Consider the following 22,325-nt stretch of genomic DNA (forward strand, 5'->3'; position numbering starts at 1 on the left):
AAGCTACTATTTTTAATGTAATCATCAAGGAATTTACGTATAGAATAAAAAAATGTTTTCTGATAAACTAAATCCAGTAGTAAGCAGTAATGCTTCTCTACTGGATTTATTTTTGAATCTTATTTATCTTAACTTAAATTCCTGTACCATGGTATTTAAAGTTTCTGACTGTGCTGTTAACTCTTCACTCGCTGCAGCACTTTCCTCTGCTATTGCTGAATTTGATTGTACAACATCTGATATTTGATCTATTCCAGTGTTTACTTGATCTATAGATTGTGATTGTTCTAAGGTATCAGATTTTATTTCATCTACTATTTCAGTTGCTCTATTTATATTTTTAACTACTTTTTCTAAAGACTTAGCAGTATCATCCGCTATATTTTTTCCTTTATTTACAGCATTTATCTCTGATTCAATAAGACTCGCTGTTTGCTTTACTGCCTCAGAACTTTGTTCTGCAAGTTTTCTCACTTCATCTGCAACTACTGCAAAACCACGTCCAGCTTCCCCTGCCCTTGCAGATTCTATAGCTGCATTAAGTGCTAGTAAATTAGTTTGTTCTGCTATGGCATCAATAGTTTTAATAATATTACTAATATCTGATGATGTTTTTTCAATTTCATTCATGGCTTTCACCATGTCCACCATTTGCTCATTACTCTTTTCTATATTTCCAGCTAGTTCCTCAGTAATATCCTTTGTGTCCTTTGCACGTTGCGCTGTTGTATGAACCTGTTCGTTTATTTCATGCATTGATGCTAAAAGTTCTTCAATTACACTTGCTTGTTCTGTAGCACCTTGAGATAAACTTTGTGCTGTAGCAGATACTTGTTCCGAACCGCCATTAACTTGTCCAATAGCTTCTCTTATTTCTAAAAAAGTACTATTTAAATATATTATTATATTTTCTAAACTATTTTTAATATTAACAAAATCGCCAATATACTCTTTTTCTATACTAACTGTCATATCTTTTTGTGATATTTTCCCTAGTATAGAATCAATATCCTCTATATACTCCTTTAAAAAACCTTGTGTCTTTTTTACTGAATAGACCAACTGACCTAGTTCCGTATCATTTTCTTCTAGAGGAATTTCAATATTAAGATTTCCCTGTGATAATAAGATAAATTTATCCTTTATTATTTCTATAGGTTCAACTACCTTTATTTTTATTTCTTTATTATAATGTAAGTTTATTTTCAAAATTACTATTAAAATTATTATTAAAACTATTATAGAAAGAGTTAATATTAATTGAGATATTTTAGATGAATTACTTGTTCTTACTGCTATCATATCAGCAAATTTCACTGTTAAATTATCTATTTCTGACTTACTGGTAAAGTACTCCTCACTAAAAACCATTTGCCTTGCCCTATCTTTTTCACCATTTTTAACATATTCTATTGCTTTAATTTCTATTTCTGCTAATTTGTTAGACTTATTTAAAGCTCCTTCTATTGTAGATTTTTCTTCTTTATTTATACCAATATTATTTATTCCTTCTAATGATTTATCTCTTCTTTTGGTTTCCTTTAGTTCCTTATTATAATTATCTAGATATTTTTCATCTCCCGTAATTGAATAGTATCTAACTTGATTTGTTAAATAATCAGAACCATCTTTTAATTGCTGACTATAACTATTTAATTTTACCCTTTCAGAGTTTAAACTATTTGTTCTATAGGATATACCTAAAACTAAAATTGCAGCTACCATACTAACTATCAATGATATAGAAGTAATTTTCGACATGTTTTTTACTAATTGTGATATACTAACTAATTTTCCCTCTTTGTCCATGCTTTTCATCTCCCAAAATCATTTTTTATAGGTGTTTTTTTGTATAATACCACATTTTTATTAATGATTTTTGTTTGATGTTTCTTGTTTTATATGAATTTTTCAGTTTATTCTTAAAATACTCCTATTTACTATTGTTTTATCTTATTTAGCATTTATTTAATGCATTTATTAATATAGTTATAAATTTTATAAAAATGGTTTTGCTATTTTAAAATTCTCTCTTCCTATGTTGATTTCTTCAATTATTTTTATTAAAGTATGGCTTTATTAAAAGAAATTAGATGACTTCAATACGCTAAATGTATAATTGGAGATTATTCCATTAGAAAGAGTGCTATATGATTACATTTAAATAAATGTTATAATTAGTGTACAATTAAACTTTAATAAAATATAAACTTTAAGTTATATATGTGAATATCATTTATATTATATGGGGAGGAGTACAGTATGTTAATTTTTTCTTTAATTATGACAGCAATAATATCTCTAACTATGATAGTTTTTGGATTTTTATTAGCAAAAAAAACGCCTAAAGAAATAAACTCCTTAATTGGGTATAGAACGCCAATGTCAACAAAAAATAAAGATACATGGGAATTTGCTCATAAGTATTCAGGCAAAATATGGATGAAAAGTGGAATCACTACTGCAATTATATCATTTCTTTTAGCACTTACTTTACAAAGTTTAAGTATTTATAATGAACTTATGGTTGCATTGATTTACATTCAAATACTAATATTACTTTTAGTTATACCATTTACAGAAATAGCGTTAAGAAAAACATTTGATAAGAACGGTATAAAAAAATAAACGTAAGCTGTTAAAAATTCTTGTATCATTTTTATTTTTATAATCCATCATAAAACCCTCTGTTAGTTTAATTAAAAAAATTACTATTGGAGATTATATGTAAATAATAAACAACATATATATAAAGAAAATCTAGCCTTATATATATGTTTTTTCATGATTTTACTATTTATCCACTTGTAAAGTACTTTTAGAAAACTATAGCATTATCCATATTACAGCTTCTAAAAGATTTTTTGCTACATAATCAGGAGTTACATTAGCCCATTTATATCTGTATTTATTTAAAGAATCTTCCCCTGCACCAGTTCTTACTAATATCTTCTTTGCTCCAGCATTTTCAGCTGCCAACATATCACTCCATCTATCCCCTATTACTATACACTTTGAAATATCCATTTTATATTCATCAACTGCTCTAATCAATAGTTCTGGCTTTGGTTTTCTACAAGAACAATTTTCTTCTACAGTATGAGTACATATATAAGACTTTTTAAATCCAAAATTAAAAAGTTCTTTCTTAAAATCATCTAGTTTTGCTTCTCCTCTTCCTACACCTGGTTGATTTGTAAACGCAAAAACATTTATATTCATATCTTTCAAAAGTTTTATAGCTTCTTTAGTAAAAGGAAATAATTTGAGTTTACCTGGATATTTTATTTCTTTATCTCCTCCAATAGTTCCATCTCTATCAATAAAAACTGCTTGTATTTCATTTTTCATCTTTTATTCCTCCAATTATAGTGTTATAATAAAAGTTTATATTACTATATTCATTATACCATAGATACTTATATGTTTTTCTATTCATATTCCCATTACCTTAACCCCTATATATTTATAGTTGTATTTTAGCTCATTATACATAACATTAGAATTAACTATAAATACTTCCAGTCATTATATAAAAAATCGCCTTACAAATCTCATCCCTCCTTTATTTTTGTATCAAAATAGGAAGTATGAGATTTGTAAGGCATTATGAATATGGTACTTTTCCAATTTCAATATTATTCTTAAACAGAGCTTTATTTGAAATCTTATTTTAAAATATTAATCTATAATAATTCTTCTAAAGATCTAATTATTGGGTACTTACTTTTAAGATCATCTTGTCCGTACCTATCAATTAATATTGGAACTAATCCAAATTCCTCTGCTGCAAGTAAGTTAGATTCGCTATCATCAACGAAAATTACTTCCTTAGGATTTAATTTTATTTCATCAAGAGCTAGTCTAAATAGCTTTTTTTCTGATTTATAAGAACCGTGAATTGAAGACATAACAAAGGTTTTAAAATATTTACGTAAATCTTTGTTTATAAAAACTCTTTCTAAAGATGGCCATGTGTCAGATACTACCCCTAATATATATCTATCACTTAGCTTTTCTAAGGAAGGTTGTACATCATCAAAAAACAAAAACTTTTCATCATTATAAACATTGTCCTTAGCCAAATCATTAATAATATTTTTACTTATATAAGGATATTTTATTTCATTTAATACAATTTCATAAAACTCCTTAAACATTAAAAACTCCTCTTCTTCAGTGATTACAGTTAGAATTTTATTAATATGATTACATGCCTTTTCCATGGCAAGTTCAAGCTCATTCTCATTAATTTCAAAGTTTCCCTTATTAACTATATTAAAAAAATTTGGAGTTATAAACCAATGACCTGTCCTAGGCACATTTAATGTTCTTCCCGAATCAAACAATATAGCTTTTATATTTTTATATTCCATAATAAAATCCCCTTTATATTAAATATGATTTACTCTATATTCATTTATATGTTGTATAACCTCATCACAATGATAGAATATTATATACTCAATTATTTCACTCTTAATAAATAAGATAAATTTTACTCTTTATAGTTTTACACCTTTAGCTAATAAAAACTCACCATTATCTACCATACTCTTTATACAATATGCTTTTTCTTCTAATCTTAATATTGTATCTATAGCTACTTTATCTTTCTCCAAAAGTTCCGCTGCTTTTCTAAATCCACTGGTAATACATGGGCTTCCCCCTAAAGTTATATTTACAATTCCTGCATCTTTCATTAAATTTTCAAGTTCTTGAGACTCAAAAAAATGTCTTGGTGGTTGATTTACTTTTTCATGTTTTAATAGATCTCCTGTATTAACCATCTTATCTATAGCCCAATATTCCGGTTGCCCAAAGAAAGATGTAAAATCAAAATCTTCTCTTCCCAATTGAGTTCTTATAACTCCCCACTTACTGTTAACACTAATAACTATATTTCCACCTTTTTTAGTAACTCTAACTAATTCACTTATTGCCTTTTCTGTATTTTCCATTAAGTAATTTAAAGGTGCTCCATAACATACTACTGTATCAAATTTATTATCTTCAATCATTGATAGATTGCTTAAATCTGCCAAAATAAAATCCTCTACATTTGAAAGTAAATTCAATTCTCCTAATTTTTCTTTAGCTATGTTTAATTGTTCCTTTGAAATATCTAATAATGTAACCTTACTTCCACTTTTAGCAATTTCAATACTAAACCTTCCTGCACCACACCCTGCATCTAATACATTTTTTCCTTCTCCTATATGTTCTTTTAAAAAATGCATATGCAAATAATAGTTTATTCTATCGTAAGCAGATAAATCCAATCTTTCCCATTCCTTTATGCCATAATTATTATAAAATTCACTTACTTCTTTTGAATTGTACATAGTGTCTCCCCCTTTATTTTTTCTTCTTTATGTAATACACTTGGATTTTGTAGTTGGAATTTTTACCCTTGGTTCAACTTTTTCCACTTTCGTATTTTTGTTCTAAAAGACTTGAACGGTGCAACAGTATTGATGTGAATCCACTTCCATATTGGCCAATTGGAGGGAGTTGATGACGACCACTTTCTTCCCCCTTGTTGAAACAATTCTATATCTGTATAACTATTAATCAATTCAATAATTTGTTGTTCTGCCTTTGTGAACATAGTACATAAGTCTTTTAGAGTATATCCATCGTATTGTTTGTAAAAATTTTCATATAAACCACCAAGATTATTCCACTTATAGTCTGGAGTTGGCGTCATAACAATTTGCCCTTCTTTTTCTTGCTTCTCCCAATGCAGAATAAGATTCATCCATCCTAATTGATAAGCAATCATTTGAGTAGGTGTTCTGTCAACTCCTTCAATTAGCTTATCTTTATCCTTTTCATTAATATCATTGAATTCCTCGACGAATAATTTTGCACGCTTTGAAATCTCTAAAATTAATTCTTGCCTATCTCCATATTCCTCCAATTTAACACCTCATTTCAAAATTACAATTATTGTTTAACCAATAATTGTAATTTATTAAATACTTAGTACCTTAAATTCTAAACCTACCTATTTAAGTTTATTTCTTCTTTCTGAATCTCTTTCAATAAAGTTGTCCACTACAAATTATAGTGAGAAGTATATATTTTATTAGCAGTTATATAATTTAAGTCTTTAAACATTATAACCTAAATATTCTGGCAAATAACTCATTTTTCGATACTCATTAAAAATCTTAAAGCATAACTTAAAACCATATATATTTATGCAAACAATATATTGCTTTGCTCTAATATTTTTTAAAGTCAGTAAACTAATTTAATTTAAGGCTAAATTTTAAAACAATATTAAAAATATAGAACGTAGTGATTGTATTTTTTTACTTTTTATCTCCAAATGCATATATTACCGGCATATTAAAATGAAGTCCATCCCCTCTTTTAAACTTTTCAAGTCCGTTAAATATCTCTGCCTTAAACTGTGCATATACTTCTGAACCTAATTTTTCAATTTCATCAAATATACCCCTTACCGCATTATTAAGCATTTCTTCCCACCAGTCGTCCTTGTCTGTATATACAACCTCTGAGTCTTCTTCATGAACTTTAATATTCTCAAATCCTGAATCATATAATATTTTTATTACATCGCCTACATTATCAAACTTTAGAATGTCCACCTGTTTACTATTTGAATTCTTTAAATCTGTTTTTAAATATTTTTGTATTATTTCAGTTAACCACTTTTGATCTTCTTGTACACCCCAGATACTAAATCCCGCTTGTCCCCCATGTTTTAACACGCTTAATATATCACTTAATTTGTTTTCACTGCATAAAAGATATCCAATTCCAAATCCACAAATAACATTATCAAAATACTCTTCTTTAAAATTCAAAGATTGAGCATTCATCTTCTTTACTGTTGCATTACATATATTGCTATCTAAAATATCCTTATAAGTTTCATTTACCATAACTTCTGAATTATCTATACCTATAACATGTCCGTATTTTCCCACCTTTTTTATAGCAGGAAAAAGCGATGCCCCTCTCCCCATTCCAACATCCAATACTGTTGCAGATTTTTGAATATTTGAAAGTTCAATTAACCTATTACCAAAGTCATCCCAATATTTAGGTCCAGTTTTTCCAAAGTTAGAAGCAACCTTGTCCCATACATTAATAACTTTTTCCTTTTCGGCATACATACATAATCTCTCCTTTTTGTTTATTGCTATATACTAATATACCTTTACAATAATATTTTACTGTTGTAACATTTTTCCGAAAAATACACTGAATCATAAAAAATGTTACTAAAATGAAGCTAAAATGTTGACCTTTTGACATATTACTCAATGTAATCTGGTAATCTTTCCTCTATGTTACATCCATCTAATGAATACCAAGTTATTTTTTCAATAACATCACGTAAACTTTTGCCATGAAATACTTTAGCATTTACAATATCCTCTAATTTAGCATAATCATATGCTTGTGAGCCATCTGGCACTAATCCATACCAATATATTTCTTTGCCACGTTCATCTCTATCTGGCATTTTTCCAAGCCAACAATCTTCATATTCTGTGTCATTATCAATACAAAAGTTCATTTCAATACAAGAATTATATTTTACTACATCCCTATTTAATACTGTTATTAAATCTTGCAATTTAATTTTTACCAATATGCTCACCCCCTCAATATACTATAATTATTTTAACCATTCCTCTATAATTGATACTTTCTTTTCAGTAGCATTTAGTTCAATCTCACATCCTATAGGTAATGTAAACATTGGATGTGTATGACAACAATCAAAAGCTGCAATGAATGGTAACTCCTTATCTCCTAATACTTCTAATAGTATTTGAGTTCATTCCTCAATTGTAGACATAATACACTTAACTTCTGGATTTCTATAATATGTTACTTATCCCAAGTATAGATTTTCCATGTCTTATTTTTATGTTCAATAGTTCCCTTAACATCTGCTCTATACTTGTTTCTCTCAAGATTATTATACATTTCATCCATATCTGCATAATGACCAATCGTATAGTAATCTACACTAATACATTTATTATCTTTATATATATTGGAAAAGTCTATTAACAGCCCATTCCTGGTTAATTCAAATATTTTATTCTTTATATCTTCAGCCATAGGATATATTTTTCTTCTTTTATTTGTTGAAAAACTATCTATAATTTTATTTGCTATTATATCTTTAAATACCTCCATATCTCTACAATACAATTTACAAACCCATCCATCATCATGAGCAAGATAAACAAAATTATTATTTATTCTGTTAAAAAACGGCGATTTTAAGGGTTTACAAAAATGCGATAAATATAATACTTCTGCCTTTTCTTCAGGTGTACAATTATTCAAATCTATTTCATTACTATAATCTATCCAATGGAAATTACCTAACCCGTAAATATCTTCTTTTGATAATTCAAAAATCTCTTCTTTTCCATTAGCAGTCTCTAAGAACCAACTTCTATTATAATTATTAGTAATATACTCTCCATCAGTTACTAAAATATTTTCTAACCCTATTGGACTACATCTAATAAACTCTTTAAATTCCATTCCATAATATAAAAAATAATTTTCATTAAAATTTGCATTTATATAAAATACATCTCTTATTCTTCTCATAAATTTAAAACTCCTCTTATTTCACATTATCTTATAATTATCTAATATTTTTACTAGCTATAATACCATTAAGTTAAATTTAATTTACTGTAAATATGCAAATTGATTTTATCCTACTTAACAAATTTATCATCAATCATTTTTACTTTTTCAGTTCTCCCCATTAGTTCATAATAATTACGCCATTCCTTTACTGATTGAAGTGGGATTTTTACACCATTAATCTCTTCATAGTCCATAATATCGCCTTTATGAAGTGGAAAATAAAAATCTCTCCCCTTATTCACTATTACAAACCCTGCCATTACATCAATATCCACATCCTCAACTTTAAACTCAAGAAATTCTTTACTTTTGTATTGAATATTTGTAGTTTTAGGCTGTAGTTCTCCTAAATGCAATAATATATTCTTTAATGCTTCCACATCACTTTCTGCAACCATTATATCTATATCATGAAATTCACTTGAAATTCCCTTTATATATAATAAAAGAGAGGCACCTATTGCCCATGTAATATTATTATCATTTAATTGTTTCCCAATTTTAGAAAGAACTTTAAATTTCTCTTCTACTTCTGTCATACTTCTCCTCCATAAACTACTATTTATTTTATTACATCCTGATAAACCATATCCACTATTTCATTTAAGCTTAATTCTTTGTGAAGACATACCTCATGGATACTTGCTAATAAATCCTTTTCTTTCCACCAACTTCTCATCTCTTTCTCTCCAAATTCATTTGAGTTAGGTTTTTGTTTATGACGTTTTAATGTTTCTTTAAAAGGTAGGTCAAAATAATATGCAAAAATATTGTCTTTAAACTCATCCTTCAAGTTTTCAAATAAGTTTTCATACCATTTTGAATTTAAAATACCTTCTAAAATTACAACCTTACAATTCTTTTTACCATGTAGTGCAAGTTCATTTATTAATTTACTAGCCTCTGTGTTAGGTCCATCTTTTTCATACAGCATATCTCGTCTAACCACATCTTGGGAAATCAACATTGTGCCTCGTCCAAACTTTCTTTGTAAAGTCTTGCCCAATGTACTCTTGCCACTTCCAGAATTACCTCTAATTATTACTAATTTTGTTACATTGTCCATTCAATATATCCCCTTCTCAATCGCCTGAATAAAAATTTATCTATTTACATTTATGCCAATTATAAAAATCTTTTAGGTCTGCTTTTCGTTCCTGTGATAAGTCTGTTTTCTTAATACCTTGAATTGCACCTTCCAGTGATAACAATCTATTTTTATAACCCCTCTAAATAGTCTCCTGGCTCTGTAAAATCTGCCCTTACCTTAGAATATCCCTTTGTAATTCCGTAATAAAGCCGAGTATGACCATCCATAAACATAGAATAATCATAGAAGATTAGAGACTATATGTTTTTATTTACATGAGAGTTTCAAGCAAGTATTCATCCATATTTTTTCTAAATTCTCCATAACTGTTAATGGATCCATTGCTAATCTTTTTAAAACCTATTCCTTCATGGAGTTTTATTGATGCTATATTTTTATTTGAAATATGCACAAATATATTCTCCTTAGTTGTATTTCGTAATATATGTATTCCTTTTATGACAATAGATTTTCCTACACCCTTTCTCCTTTCAGGCGGAATTACTTCCAGCCCCTCTATTAACCATTTATTATTACAAAAAGGAGTTTTCCAAAACCTTGTAACACCTATAATATTATTTTGTTCTTCAGCAATAATTGTAAATTTATCACCTGGAATTTTATCAGAAAACCAACTTTCCCACCATTTAACGCAATCCTCAAAATTTTCCGGTTCAGAATAAGTCAATACCTGCGATAATTGTTTTACTAACTGTTCATTTACATCTGTGCTTTCAACCCTTTTAATAGATATTATACTCACGATAGTTCCCCCTCCTTTACTTTCGTTATAATTTACTATTATGCAGCACTCTTCATACCCATAATACGATTAAGCTAAAATTATATTACTGTCCCCCTGCAAATTTGGAATTTGTAACTGAAATAAATCAAATCCTATCTACAACTTCTGCATATATATTTTTTCTTCTTCTCCCCAAGGAGCAATTTTTCTATCAATTACACAGAAACCATATTTTTCATATAGATTGATATGGTCACTTACTAAATATACTTTCTCGAATCCCAAGCCTTTTAGATATTTAATAGCATTTTGAATAAGTTTTTGACTTAGTCTGTGACCTCTATACGCTTCTCCAACAAACATAAAGCTAATATAAGGTGTATATTCTACGTTGGGAATACAATCTGTTTTTGAAACAGTACAATAACCTGCAATTTCACCCTTTTCAATTGCAACAAGCACTTTTTCCCATTCTGTAAACATTTCTTTTTTCATTAATATAGACAAATTTTTTCCAGCACGCCAAGAGCAATCCTCAGCATAACTTATAACTTGTTCCCATTCACTATCACGTGATGTAATTGTTTTAATTTCCATTCGTTACCTCCATAATTTGCAGCTGGCTATTTGATTTTTGCCCTCCTATGATTTGTTACGTTTAAATAGATTTTTTTATCATACATCCCCTTTTATTATCTACTTAGACTCTCATTTTTTATTCCATCTCTTTAAAAAAATCATCACAAAACTTATTCCATTTTATTTTATATTCTTCATGAGATACTAATTTTAAATCATAAGGTGAATAAACCTTTCTCTTCCTTGCCTCCTCTACAAATCCCTCTAAATAGTCTCCTGGCTCTGTAAAATATGCCCTTACCTTAGAATATCCCTTTTTGATGGCGTAATAAAGTCGAGTATGACCATCCATAGATATAAAATAATCATTTATTTTAGCTAAAGGAATACAGATATCTTCTTCACTTTCTATAAAAGATTCTATAGCCTTAACCTTATCTATATCCACAAAAAACTGAGAGGGTTGAATATCCTTTAAACTTATATAAAAGATATCCTTGCGTGGTAAAGATTTTATTAATTTCATATTTTCATCATAAAAATAAATAATATGCTCTGAATAAAATCTAAATTCATCTATCAATTTAAACACATCAATTTCCTTATCAAAGGATACAATAGCAGAATCTTTATTTAGTATTTTAAAACTGCACTTATATTTTCCATCAACAATAAAAGCACCATGTTGCCTTAAGATGTCTTTATCAAATCTATCATCATCATAGATATTAATTCTTTGTATTTTACTACTCATTTCCACAGGTCCTTTCTACTTAATAATTACTTGCTAATATTTAATTCCATAATCTATATTAAAAATCTTATTTATTAAGTTGTTTTACATCTTTTCTATGTGACATTATATAAATAATATTATACACTGCTATAAAGGGAATAGTATGATTTATTGCAAAATAATACTGTGAATAAAGAAATAATTAAATTAAAAACAACACAACAATTATTTTATATATTGGCTTAGGTCTATTTAAAACATAATAAGTAATTAATTACTTATTTATAAATATTATACATAAATCGTATAAAATAGTAGACCGAATGTTCAGAATATGGTATATTATTTTTAACAATATTATTATTGTTAAAAATAATATACCAAAGGGGTGTTTGTAATGATAAATAAGAAAAGTTTTGTGATTTTACTTGCATTGTTACTTTGCCTTCCCATGATAACTGACAAGGCCTTTGCGACTGAGCTATTTAATGAAGATATTGTTGAAATAAGGAATACTCTAGAAGATAGGGGTTCATATACTGAATTTATTGATGGAAGCCTAAAAGTAGACAAACTGGTAATAAAAAAATGGGAAGAAAAAGGATATCAAGACTTTCTGAATTACGATTACTATGAAAAAGGTAGCAATTGGGAATCAACGTTTAACTATTTTAAAAAAGCAGATAATAATCTAAGGCAAAAATCTAGAAATATAAAAAGTTTTGAAGACGAAGACAAACTATATTTTGATGAATTATTTTATAACAATCTTTTAGAAGAAGTATATGTAGTTGATTTAGTTAATGCTAATTCTGATACAAAAACAACTCTTGATAATTGGAAATATAACTTGCAATTTTTAATCGACAATTATGATTCGATTAAAAATAATAAAAATTCAAATATGCTAGTTATTGATAAGTATATTGAAGCGTATTTGCCTACTCTAGCTACAGAGGATTATCCAGATGAAAAAGGTGTAAATATTCGAAGTATATCTCCTAAATCTACATCAACCTATAAAAATAAAGTTGTTGCTTATATAGATGCAAATTGGAATAACTATAGTAACACAATTAAATATGCATATTATCAAGGTGCAGATTGCGCTAATTTTGTATCACAATGCTTACATGAGGGTGGGATATCCATGAAAGGGACACCTGGAACATCATCCTCAGCTAATAATACTAACAATTGGTTTTCGAAAGGAAATAGTCAAAGCTCTGTAAATGTTTCCTCAACATGGAGAGGAGCTAATATGTTCAAATGGCATTGGTTAGATCGCACAAGCAAATATAAATTTTTTAACGGTTCAAATAGACCTCTTGAAGATTACTATACTTATGGGGATGTTGGTGACGCTGTTTCTATAACTAATGCAAATAAAGCTGCTATTCATACAATGGTAGTTTACAAAAAATCTTTTCCAGAATTGATTCTAGCAGGTCACACAAGCAATACCAGAACTGCCAAATTTATAGATAAAATATCTCAGTTTGGCGGGGGAATATACATTTTTAAGATGTAATAGGCTATAAAATATGTAAGTCTATACTTAAATGTGTAAGTATAGACTTATTGTTTAACTTTAAAATCATGAATTTAATTTGTATTATGAATAATAGAAGGATAATAATATTAAAAGCCTAGGTATTTATTTTCTAATACCCAGAATCATCAATTATCCAGTTACTATTTTTATTATTTCTTATTAGTATCCATTGATAATCCTCATAAGTTGAACCTGCGTTGAAAACAGGATTATCACCTGAATCATCAACATCAAAATTAGTTAACAATACAATCACATTCTCAGGTTTAGCTCCATTTACCGAGTCTCTACCATTTTCTAAATAAGTTTTAATAAGTTTATCTGATTTTTCTTCGTTGTAGCATATCCTTGTTAGAGTAGAAGCTGGAAAATCAAAGTTATATTTTACAACTTTCATCGCATTTTCTATCTCTTGTTTATCAAATTTATCAGAATTCCCGATATTTGTTACTAACTTATCACTAATAGAAGCTTCATTATCCTTTACCATCTCCTTATCATTTGATTTTTGATTACAGCCTACCAATGAAAATACTAACAATATTACAAACAACGAAATAACAATTTTTTTCATTAACAATACCTCCTCACTTATATTACGCTTTTATCTACCATTGCAATTTAATGATTGCCACAATGCTATTAATTATAATAGAACATTTTACATTTACTACTCTATATTATTTAATTTCAATCCAATATCTTCTTGTTATTCTCTCAACACCATCAATCACATTTATAATTTTATCTTGCAATACTCCAAAATTTTTTTCGATAACACGAGCAGAACCTAAATTATTATCATTACATGTAATTAAAACTTTTTCTAGGCCAATAACTTCTTTTGCATATTTCAAGGCCAAAGAAAGCATAATTGTCCCATATCCTTTATTCCATTTTGAATATCGAATACCATATCCTATGTTACCACCGAAACATAACAAAGAATCAGTTAATTCATGACGGATTGATACTTCTCCAATAAACTCATCATCTTCTACCAGCCATAAATATGTTGCTTTAACATAATTAAGAGGTAAATTTTTGCCTGTTTTAAAATTTTGAATTTTTTCAAAAATGTCATATTTTGATGCATCTAAAAATTGATAAGTATCAACTTCATGCTCAGAAAATTCTTTTATAGCCTCAATATAAGATGAATAATATTTTTTACATGGTGCTATCAATTCCATTTATCTTACCCCCTTAAAATACAAGTTAGTGTAAAGTTTTTCACACTATATTTTTTACTTTATCTTTATATATCAAGGGTTACAGAATTTTTTTAAACAAAAAAACAATGACCCCCTTTTTTATGCTATAATTGAATCGCCAAAACCCAAAATAACATGAAAGGATGTCATTGCTATGGATTCAATTATAACTTATTTACTTTTATATATTCAATACCAAAACAAAATTATTTTAGAACTTTTTTTATTTATATCTAAATATATTCCTCTTAAACAATTGGTTTTTGAGGATTCACATAGTCCTGAATATCAGAAGTTTAAGGTGGATAAACTTCCTAAAATCTTCAATTCAGAACCTGTTGATTATCAATTGCTTTTAGCTTATTACAAGAACAGGTACGGAAAAACTGTTAAGCCAGTAAATCGTAGGTCTGAAAGTGCAAAAGTTGGTGAATCTACCGTGTGCCCTCGTTGTGGTGCTCCGCACAAATACATTTACAAAAATAATGGTTCTAAAGGTCAATATCAGTGTAAAGTATGTGGAGAGTTATTTAACGAAATAAATATCTATAATAGACCTTTAGCTTTACGTTGCCCTTATTGTGGACATATTTTAACACCTAAGAAAGATCGTAAGCATTTTAGAATACATAAATGTGTTAATCCTAAGTGTTCTTACTACCGCAATAACTTAGACAAGCTGCCTAAAGACTTAAGTGACGCTGATAAACACAAGTACAAGCTCCACTACATCTATCGTGAGTTCACCATAGATTTCTTTAAAATGGACTTACATGAACTTCCTTCTAGAGCAATTAACTTTAAGTATAAGAAGTTTAATGCCCACATTATGGGGCTTTGCCTTACTTATCACGTTAATCTTAAGCTATCTACTAGACAGACAGCACATGCCTTGGAAGAAGTACACGGCATAAAGATTTCACATACAATGGTTGCTAATTATGCTATGACTGCTGCCGCAGTTATAAAGCCTTTTGTTGACACATTTGACTACAAACCATCTAATATTCTTTCAGCTGATGAAACCTATATCAAGGTAAAAGGTATAAAACATTACGTTTGGATTATCATGGATGCCTGTAAGAAGTCTATCTTAGGCTATCAAGTATCTGATACTCGTGCTGTAGGTCCATGTATCCTCACTATGCGTATGGCTTTTGAGAAGTTTAAAAAATTCCCTAATAAAGCCTTAAAATTCATTGCAGACGGCTATAGTGCCTATCCTCTTGCAAGTCAACAGTGCAAAATAGTTAATGGATGGGACTTTGATGTTACTCAAGTTATCGGACTCACCAATGATGATGCTGTATCCACCGAATTTCGTTGGGTAAAGCAAGTAGTAGAACGACTTAACCGCACCTTCAAATCTTCTTATCGCGTTACCTGCGGTTATGGAAGCGAGAATGGTGCACTTTATGGCGTTTCCCTTTGGGTTGCCTATTATAACTTTCTACGTCCTCATCCTTATAACTACTGGAAGCCACTAAATGAGATAGATATTTTAACTAATGCGGGCAATATGCCTGCTAAGTGGCAATTACTTATTTATCTTGGTCAACAAACAATATTAAAGATGCAAGCTGAAAACTCTGCTTAATTTAGTTATAAAGTAAATATACGATATTTCTGAGCCACTACGTGGATAAATTAATGTGGTGATTAGCAATATCAAAAATTTTCCTTCTCTGAAAAGGATTTTTTGTCATGCTCAAAATTCGTTAATCCATCTTTAAATCACAAAGTATTTTAGTATTCTACGCCCTTCGGGCAAAACATTTTTAAACTTAACTTTTTCATATTTCACTTTACACTATCAAATACAATATTCTTTACTTCACAAAATCCCACTATTGCGCAAAATTATAAAATTGCAAAGCAAGACTGATGTCCCAATCTTGCACAATACCAAACTCAATTTTGAGTTTTTCATACCTGTTTTTTTCATGTGGCATTATTTTAAACATAGATTAATGCACAAGATTCAGCAACTCCATATAAATTTACATAAGCGCATCTTTGTTCTTTGATGTCTGATATATTCAATTTAATTCACAATTTTTTTAATTTTGATTTAGATCATATTATGTGTTTTGCTTAAGTAGTCCTGTTTAGTTAATTCAACAATATTATCTGAAACTCTTTTAAATCCAACTTTCATAAACACTTTTTCTGCTGATATTCTTGATTTTGGAAAATCATCAAAGACCTTATATGCTCTTAACTCTCTAAAAGCAGTATCAACTAACAATTTTAATGCTTGTTCACTAAATCCATTTCCCCTATATTTTGCTTCAACTATTATATTAACACAGTAAGAATTTTTTTCACTGACATATCGTAGAGCAACCTCACCAATAGGTCTATTTTCATCAACTTTAATGATATATGCATAATATCTTTCTGGCATATTATTAACCCATCGGGAAAACCAATCCCTCCAAAGATTTTCCTTAAATTCTATACATCCTGTTCCCTCATTCTCTCCATATCCTATATTGTAAGACATTGTTTCTCTATCTGATAAAAGTTTTCTTCTATATTCTAGTTCTTCAAGTTTAGGTATTCTTAATTTTATTTTGTTACTTTCCATTTTTATTCTCCCTATATTAAACAAGCTGTTTTCCTTAAAAATGATATTTTTTCAAATATTAGGTTATGAAATGAATAAATGGCTTTAAATTCATCTTTTTATAATATTTTCTCTCTCTGAAATTTATTTGAAACTATATCCTTGAAAATCATTAACCATTTTGTATCCTATTCTTGTATAAATTCCATTTGAAGTAGGATTAGATAAATCTGTGAATAAGGAGCAAAACTTGTAACCCTTATCTAGTAAATGTTGGCTTAAAGTTGCAACACACGAAGATGCATAACCATTTCCCCTATACTCTTTTGGGGTGTATACCATATTTACAACTATACCATTTTTTGTTTCCCTTGCAGTACATGCCATTGAGAGAGGCTTTTTATCATACCATATATATAATTGTTTATTTTTTATTTTATCTTGCGCAATTTCTATAGACTTTTCTTCAGTTATATTAGTACCCTCATCATTTTCCAAATCTCTTATCCATTTTGAGATTATTTCCAAATCGCTTTTTTCTCCAATTCTAAATTTCCCACTACTTATATGGATTTCATTAACTTTCTGTAGCTCATAGACTCTCATATCTAAACCTTTTATTAAATTACATCTAATGCTTTCAGTCCAAATACTTGCAAATAACTGAGAAAGTTTTAATGGTGCAATAACCCCCTCAACAGACCATTCTTCAGCAATAAGATCTTTAACTATACATTCTATTTCTTCTGTAATGTCTATTTTATTGCTATAAAGTACAATTGACAATGGTGGAGTCATCATTGCAACAAGTTAAATTCCATCTTTACTACTTATTACTGCAAAATAAGGTTGTTTTTCAAAATTCCCTGGATCACTGGCTAACTTAAGACAAGTCCCTAAAATTATATTATTTACTCATTCATTCTCTTCAAGAAACTTTTGCGTATCTACCAAAAAATCTTTAGCATTGTTATATTTTATGATTTTCAAAAGACTACCCCCAATACATAATAATTTATAAACATAAAATAATAATTTTATTATAAATAATTAATCCTAAAGCTTATTTAAGCTTAAATCTAAATTTGGAATTTATCGCTCACTTTTCAGTAAAGAGTAGTAACATGCATCACAAACTCCTTGATTATTCCAATCTGCATTCCTTAGAGTCCCCTCGTATTTCATACCACACTTTTTCATAACTGCACCAGAATTCATATTTCTTGGGTCATGTCTTGATTCTATACGTTGTACATCAACCTTTTCAAATAAAAATTCCATAACATAATGTAATGCTTCTGATGTAATGCCCTTATTCCACCATTCTTGTCCAATACAATATCCTATATGTACCTTGCCAACAGCATCATCATGTGAAACCACACTAATTGTTCCAATTGGTTCAGAACCATTTTTCTTTAAAACAATTGCCCACTGATAGAAATCACTTTTAAAATAATTATCTATCCACTCTTCCAATACTTTTTTACTTACAGAAATATCCTCATGTGCTGGCCACATTAAAAACTTAGTTACTTCTTTATTGGATGCCCAGTTCCTAAACATTGCGTCTGTATCTTCTAATGTAAACCTACGTAATATTAGTCTCTCTGTTTCTATATATTCTGTTCCACAATGATTCATTATATCTCCTCTTTCACTTACAGCCACTCCTTTAGTAGCTTTATTTTCTCTTCATATCGATATAGTTCTCTTATTGTTATAATTACCTGTTGTTCGCCCATACATATTTCATCTTCGCTGGTTAATTCTATACCCAGTGCTCTTTTCAAATTATATTCCAACCATCCAAGCATACCTTCATATCCACTATCTAGTACTAGATCCCAATTTACTTCATCCATACATTTATGTTCTTTATATGCATTAAGGAGAGCCACAAAGTGCTTCTTAACTAGTCCACCATTTCCATCATCAGCCCAATAGTTTAACACTTCCAATAATTCTTGATAAGGATTTATATATCCTGCAGCTTCCCAATCGATCAAATAAGGATCACTTCCCTGCCACATCACATTTTTGGGATCTAAGTCTCTATGACTAATCACCTTATTTTTAGATAATACAGCTTTTGCATTCAATGCTTTTAGATTCCATTTTATTAGGTTTTCAAGTGATTTTTCATATACGGAAAACCATATTGTATTTTCTTTTGTCCTCATTTTGTGATATTTATTCCACTCAAATAATTGTTCTACTTCCGCATCTACGACTACCCCTAAAACAGAAATGTCTAGACTATGTATCTTTCCAAGTAAATCACCAATTACATAACAATGCTCTTCACTTATATCAGGTGGAAACATGGATTTTCCATCTATCCAATTAAAAATCATAAAGTATTCTTCTTTAAATAAATGTACATGATTACCATTAATCTCTTTTGCCAAAATAGCTGGAACCTCTAAGCTAAGTATAGCTGAAATCTTTTCCGAATTTTTCATGTTTTTTAAGGCACTTTCTCGTTTCATGATCATTGAATTCAAGCATTTAATTGCGTACTCTCCTTTATTTGTAGTAACTTTGTATAACTTATGTAACAATCCACCCTTAATTTCTACTGGTTGCTTTATGACCATACCTAATCCAAAGGTTTTGCAAAATTCAATAAGTTGTTTTTCATAATCTTTTACCACAATTCTCCCCCTTTGCTATAAGCAAATTCATGATTCTTAATTGTCAACTCTCATTTAAAACAAGCCTTATTTTAAAATAATCTTTTCAAAATCCTTTTTTAATAAATCCATATATATAACATCTACAAATTTTCCAACGCTACCATCAAAATATCCTTCTCTAATTATTCCTATTTCTTTAAAACCTAATTTTTTATAAAGATTTTGAGCTCTATTGTTATCGTGCATAGTTGTTAACTCTATTTTATTAAGGTTTAAATGCCTAAACAAATATTTTAAAAAATTATATAGAGTGTCTTCCCCATATCCCTTACCTTGCTCATCTATCTCACAAATCTTTATACCTATCTCACATTTTTGATTTCTTGAATCCCAATCACTATAGCAAAGTTCACCTATTGGTTTAAGATTTTCTTTTTTACAAATTATAAACCTTTTACTTTTTACATATATATCTGAACTCTCTATATCCTTTAATATTTTTAATCTTATGGATTCTTTACTCTCCATAAGTCCACATGAAAATCCTGAATGAGCCATGATTTCTCCACTATTCCACCATTTGTAAAGATAGTTCTCGTCCTCTAATTCAAGTTGTCTTATTAAAATGTTCTTTCCTTCTACCATACCTGTACACCCCTAATTCTTCAAAAATTATCTAATAAAATTTATCTACAATCTTTTTAATATTCAAAACAGTTTAATTGCTAAAGAATCCTATTTCTCTAATAGGTTTTTCTCTTTTTTGAATAAAGTTCAGCCCAGGCAGGGAAAAAACCAGCATTTATAGCTATGTTTTGAGAGTAAATATGAGATTCTGCCGTACCGTAAAATGGTACTTTTCCTCGTCTCAAAACTTCATTTTTTAAGAGTGCAACTAAATTTGTTCCTATGCCCCTACCCCTATACTGTGGTAAAACATCAATGCCTATTTGCCATATAGTTTTGCCATCTGAACTCGCTCCTGCCATACCCATTATGTTACTTCCATCTAAAGCTGCAACTGCAAGCATGTCTGGATGATTTTTATCAAAGGCAAATGCTTCTTGAAACCTATTATCACCTTTAAATTGTAAAATATCTGCATATTCATACCATTTTATATTAATCGTAGGATTTGTTTCCACTTTATTAAGTTTTGGAAGATAATAATGATGAACATCTGCAATTTCATGTCCAAACCCCTGTAATTTCTTATCTATTTCTCGAAGTTTTGGATACTCGAAAAACCATGCAGCATCTCTTTTTAAAAGTTTTTCTTCACACCAAGAAATCATTTTTGCTTCTGTACTAATAATTGCTGTGCCACCAAAGCAAAGTACTTTAAAAAAGCATCCATCACTTTCATATATTCGTCTGCCTTCAATAAGCTTATTTTCAACTACTGCATTTTCTCTCTTATCAAAATCAGATATAAGACAGTTATAATCCAAGGATAATTGAGCCTTAGCCACTTCTAAAACATCAGCTTTACTTCTCATATATTAGCTCCTTATATAAACATAATATATACTTTCAATTTTTAAATATAATTCCCGATTTAAATTTCTTCTCTTTATTTCTTATAGTACTCATCTCTCAAAAGTCCCATAACTATATCATCATAGTACTCCCCATCTCTAAATATCTCTTTTCGTAATACTCCTTCTATTTTAAACCCACATTTCTCATAACATTTTATAGCTCGTTTATTATACTCAAAAACATTTAGTTTAATTTTGTGTATATTCATCTGCTGGAAGATAAATTTAATTAAAATATTTAAAGCATCTGTTCCATAGCCTTTGTTCCAGTATTCCTTATCACCTATAAATATACCAATAGTTACTACACTGTTTTTCCAATCAAGTTTGTTTATCCCACATCCACCTATATACTTACTTTCATCCAGGGTTTCAATGGCAAAATCATAAGTCTCATTTGCTGCAGACAATTTTTCAAACCATTTTTCTTCGTCCTCATAAGTATATAAATAAGGAATGCCTGGATTTATCATTTTCTTTACTTCTACATCATTTATAAATTTTTGAGCTAATTTAATATCTTCTTTTTTATATTCACGTAATCTAACTTTTTCACCTGTATACATAAATTTCACTCCTTAAAATTAATATTTTTATTTGCTATTATTATTTTTATAAATTATTCTTTATTCTAAAAAATCTTCTTTTAGTAACCCTAAAACAAGTACATCTGCAAAATTTTTATTTTCATAATATGCTTCTCTTCTAGTACCTTCATGCTTAAATCCAATTGATTGTAATAACTTAAAGCTTATTTCATTAAACTTATAAACCTCTGCATCAATTCTATGAACTTCTTTTTATAGCATTTGATCCTATAGACATTTTTCTTATCAGATCATCATTTTTCCATTTAACTAATAATGAGCTATCTGTTAGCTCAACATCTCTTAAATACAGTCTTTCACTTTCACAGAATATAGGCAAATTATATTCCCCCATTTAATTAAATTTTTCATAGCAAAGCGGAGAAAAATATCCATCACTATTCGCTTT

At 28.9% G+C, this 22,325-nt stretch carries 28 protein-coding genes and 1 pseudogene; 3 read left to right on the forward strand and 26 right to left on the reverse strand.

Annotated features, from left to right (window positions below; genetic code table 11):
* Nucleotides 1-123: 123 nt before the first annotated feature.
* On the reverse strand, nucleotides 124-1,809 hold the full coding sequence (locus tag FNZ64_RS00060) for a methyl-accepting chemotaxis protein (protein ID WP_243129163.1): 1,686 nt from the start codon (nucleotides 1,807-1,809) through the stop codon (nucleotides 124-126).
* Between the two features lie 453 nt (nucleotides 1,810-2,262).
* Here FNZ64_RS00060 and FNZ64_RS00065 point away from each other — a divergent pair, with 453 nt between their 5' ends.
* The gene (locus FNZ64_RS00065; RefSeq protein WP_142412848.1) at nucleotides 2,263-2,628 is read left to right on the forward strand and encodes an SdpI family protein; all 366 of its coding nucleotides are present in this window, start codon (nucleotides 2,263-2,265) and stop codon (nucleotides 2,626-2,628) included.
* Nucleotides 2,629-2,826: 198 nt separating this feature from the next.
* On the opposite strand, the gene FNZ64_RS00070 is transcribed toward FNZ64_RS00065, so the two are convergent.
* The 14 genes and pseudogenes from FNZ64_RS00070 to FNZ64_RS00135 all read right to left on the reverse strand — a co-directional run bounded on the left by FNZ64_RS00070 (nucleotide 2,827) and on the right by FNZ64_RS00135 (nucleotide 11,829).
* Nucleotides 2,827-3,351 carry an HAD-IIIA family hydrolase gene (locus FNZ64_RS00070; RefSeq protein ID WP_142412849.1) on the reverse strand — a complete coding sequence of 175 codons (525 nt, stop codon included), beginning with the start codon at nucleotides 3,349-3,351 and terminating at the stop codon, nucleotides 2,827-2,829.
* 335 nt (nucleotides 3,352-3,686) lie between these two features.
* Complete coding sequence (locus FNZ64_RS00075; protein ID WP_142412850.1) at nucleotides 3,687-4,376, reverse strand: HAD-IA family hydrolase; 690 nt, start codon at nucleotides 4,374-4,376, stop codon at nucleotides 3,687-3,689.
* Nucleotides 4,377-4,505: 129 nt separating this feature from the next.
* Nucleotides 4,506-5,345 (reverse strand): class I SAM-dependent methyltransferase, encoded by an 840-nt coding sequence (locus FNZ64_RS00080; RefSeq protein WP_142412851.1) that lies wholly within the window; start codon nucleotides 5,343-5,345, stop codon nucleotides 4,506-4,508.
* Between the two features lie 62 nt (nucleotides 5,346-5,407).
* Nucleotides 5,408-5,923 carry a ClbS/DfsB family four-helix bundle protein gene (locus tag FNZ64_RS00085; protein WP_142412852.1) on the reverse strand — a complete coding sequence of 172 codons (516 nt, stop codon included), beginning with the start codon at nucleotides 5,921-5,923 and terminating at the stop codon, nucleotides 5,408-5,410.
* A gap of 397 nt (nucleotides 5,924-6,320) precedes the next feature.
* Nucleotides 6,321-7,151, reverse strand: a complete 831-nt coding sequence (locus FNZ64_RS00090; protein ID WP_142412853.1) for a class I SAM-dependent methyltransferase — start codon at nucleotides 7,149-7,151, stop codon at nucleotides 6,321-6,323.
* 143 nt (nucleotides 7,152-7,294) lie between these two features.
* The gene (locus tag FNZ64_RS00095) at nucleotides 7,295-7,633 is read right to left on the reverse strand and encodes a hypothetical protein (RefSeq protein WP_142412854.1); all 339 of its coding nucleotides are present in this window, start codon (nucleotides 7,631-7,633) and stop codon (nucleotides 7,295-7,297) included.
* A 27-nt stretch (nucleotides 7,634-7,660) separates the two neighbouring features.
* Nucleotides 7,661-7,816: a hypothetical protein gene (locus FNZ64_RS00100; protein ID WP_207705506.1), complete on the reverse strand. Its 156-nt coding sequence runs from the start codon at nucleotides 7,814-7,816 to the stop codon at nucleotides 7,661-7,663.
* Between the two features lie 59 nt (nucleotides 7,817-7,875).
* Nucleotides 7,876-8,616, reverse strand: a complete 741-nt coding sequence (locus FNZ64_RS00105) for a hypothetical protein (protein WP_142412855.1) — start codon at nucleotides 8,614-8,616, stop codon at nucleotides 7,876-7,878.
* Nucleotides 8,617-8,729: 113 nt separating this feature from the next.
* Nucleotides 8,730-9,200, reverse strand: a complete 471-nt coding sequence (locus FNZ64_RS00110; RefSeq protein WP_142412856.1) for a nucleotidyltransferase domain-containing protein — start codon at nucleotides 9,198-9,200, stop codon at nucleotides 8,730-8,732.
* A 23-nt stretch (nucleotides 9,201-9,223) separates the two neighbouring features.
* Nucleotides 9,224-9,727 (reverse strand): kinase, encoded by a 504-nt coding sequence (locus FNZ64_RS00115; RefSeq protein WP_142412857.1) that lies wholly within the window; start codon nucleotides 9,725-9,727, stop codon nucleotides 9,224-9,226.
* A 40-nt stretch (nucleotides 9,728-9,767) separates the two neighbouring features.
* Nucleotides 9,768-9,878, reverse strand: a pseudogene (locus FNZ64_RS00120) (TfoX/Sxy family DNA transformation protein); the annotation flags it as partial.
* Between the two features lie 144 nt (nucleotides 9,879-10,022).
* On the reverse strand, nucleotides 10,023-10,514 hold the full coding sequence (locus tag FNZ64_RS00125) for a GNAT family N-acetyltransferase (RefSeq protein WP_185903625.1): 492 nt from the start codon (nucleotides 10,512-10,514) through the stop codon (nucleotides 10,023-10,025).
* Between the two features lie 138 nt (nucleotides 10,515-10,652).
* Nucleotides 10,653-11,093, reverse strand: a complete 441-nt coding sequence (locus FNZ64_RS00130) for a GNAT family N-acetyltransferase (RefSeq protein WP_142412860.1) — start codon at nucleotides 11,091-11,093, stop codon at nucleotides 10,653-10,655.
* 118 nt (nucleotides 11,094-11,211) lie between these two features.
* Nucleotides 11,212-11,829: a hypothetical protein gene (locus FNZ64_RS00135; protein WP_142412861.1), complete on the reverse strand. Its 618-nt coding sequence runs from the start codon at nucleotides 11,827-11,829 to the stop codon at nucleotides 11,212-11,214.
* A gap of 379 nt (nucleotides 11,830-12,208) precedes the next feature.
* On the opposite strand from FNZ64_RS00135, the gene FNZ64_RS00140 reads away from it, so the two are divergent.
* Nucleotides 12,209-13,342: an amidase domain-containing protein gene (locus tag FNZ64_RS00140; protein WP_142412862.1), complete on the forward strand. Its 1,134-nt coding sequence runs from the start codon at nucleotides 12,209-12,211 to the stop codon at nucleotides 13,340-13,342.
* A 133-nt stretch (nucleotides 13,343-13,475) separates the two neighbouring features.
* Here the strand turns inward: FNZ64_RS00140 and FNZ64_RS00145 are convergent, their stop codons facing one another.
* The gene (locus tag FNZ64_RS00145; RefSeq protein ID WP_243129164.1) at nucleotides 13,476-13,919 is read right to left on the reverse strand and encodes a DUF4829 domain-containing protein; all 444 of its coding nucleotides are present in this window, start codon (nucleotides 13,917-13,919) and stop codon (nucleotides 13,476-13,478) included.
* A gap of 127 nt (nucleotides 13,920-14,046) precedes the next feature.
* The gene (locus tag FNZ64_RS00150) at nucleotides 14,047-14,559 is read right to left on the reverse strand and encodes a GNAT family N-acetyltransferase (protein WP_142412864.1); all 513 of its coding nucleotides are present in this window, start codon (nucleotides 14,557-14,559) and stop codon (nucleotides 14,047-14,049) included.
* 175 nt (nucleotides 14,560-14,734) lie between these two features.
* Between FNZ64_RS00150 and FNZ64_RS00155 the strand changes: the two genes are divergently transcribed.
* Complete coding sequence (locus tag FNZ64_RS00155; RefSeq protein WP_142412865.1) at nucleotides 14,735-16,177, forward strand: DDE-type integrase/transposase/recombinase; 1,443 nt, start codon at nucleotides 14,735-14,737, stop codon at nucleotides 16,175-16,177.
* Between the two features lie 474 nt (nucleotides 16,178-16,651).
* Here the strand turns inward: FNZ64_RS00155 and FNZ64_RS00160 are convergent, their stop codons facing one another.
* The 9 genes from FNZ64_RS00160 to FNZ64_RS14560 all read right to left on the reverse strand — a co-directional run bounded on the left by FNZ64_RS00160 (nucleotide 16,652) and on the right by FNZ64_RS14560 (nucleotide 22,256).
* Nucleotides 16,652-17,170 (reverse strand): GNAT family N-acetyltransferase, encoded by a 519-nt coding sequence (locus FNZ64_RS00160; RefSeq protein WP_142412866.1) that lies wholly within the window; start codon nucleotides 17,168-17,170, stop codon nucleotides 16,652-16,654.
* A 123-nt stretch (nucleotides 17,171-17,293) separates the two neighbouring features.
* Complete coding sequence (locus tag FNZ64_RS00165) at nucleotides 17,294-17,935, reverse strand: GNAT family N-acetyltransferase (protein WP_185903626.1); 642 nt, start codon at nucleotides 17,933-17,935, stop codon at nucleotides 17,294-17,296.
* Between the two features lie 306 nt (nucleotides 17,936-18,241).
* Nucleotides 18,242-18,793 (reverse strand): GNAT family N-acetyltransferase, encoded by a 552-nt coding sequence (locus FNZ64_RS00170; protein ID WP_142413758.1) that lies wholly within the window; start codon nucleotides 18,791-18,793, stop codon nucleotides 18,242-18,244.
* Between the two features lie 17 nt (nucleotides 18,794-18,810).
* The gene (locus tag FNZ64_RS00175) at nucleotides 18,811-19,806 is read right to left on the reverse strand and encodes a phosphotransferase (protein ID WP_142412868.1); all 996 of its coding nucleotides are present in this window, start codon (nucleotides 19,804-19,806) and stop codon (nucleotides 18,811-18,813) included.
* Between the two features lie 66 nt (nucleotides 19,807-19,872).
* Entirely contained in the window at nucleotides 19,873-20,433 is a 561-nt protein-coding gene (locus FNZ64_RS00180) for a GNAT family N-acetyltransferase (RefSeq protein WP_142412869.1), read from the reverse strand.
* A gap of 98 nt (nucleotides 20,434-20,531) precedes the next feature.
* Nucleotides 20,532-21,287 (reverse strand): GNAT family N-acetyltransferase, encoded by a 756-nt coding sequence (locus FNZ64_RS00185; RefSeq protein WP_142412870.1) that lies wholly within the window; start codon nucleotides 21,285-21,287, stop codon nucleotides 20,532-20,534.
* Nucleotides 21,288-21,361: 74 nt separating this feature from the next.
* A complete protein-coding gene (locus FNZ64_RS00190) occupies nucleotides 21,362-21,895 on the reverse strand; it encodes a GNAT family N-acetyltransferase (RefSeq protein ID WP_142412871.1) in 534 nt (177 codons plus the stop codon).
* A gap of 60 nt (nucleotides 21,896-21,955) precedes the next feature.
* Nucleotides 21,956-22,114 carry a GNAT family N-acetyltransferase gene (locus FNZ64_RS15090; RefSeq protein ID WP_142413759.1) on the reverse strand — a complete coding sequence of 53 codons (159 nt, stop codon included), beginning with the start codon at nucleotides 22,112-22,114 and terminating at the stop codon, nucleotides 21,956-21,958.
* Between the two features lies 1 nt (nucleotide 22,115).
* Complete coding sequence (locus FNZ64_RS14560; protein WP_185903627.1) at nucleotides 22,116-22,256, reverse strand: hypothetical protein; 141 nt, start codon at nucleotides 22,254-22,256, stop codon at nucleotides 22,116-22,118.
* Between the last annotated feature and the right edge of the window lie 69 nt (nucleotides 22,257-22,325).

It is taken from the genome of Hathewaya massiliensis (assembly GCF_902143515.1).
Classification (GTDB): domain Bacteria; phylum Bacillota; class Clostridia; order Clostridiales; family Clostridiaceae; genus Hathewaya; species Hathewaya massiliensis.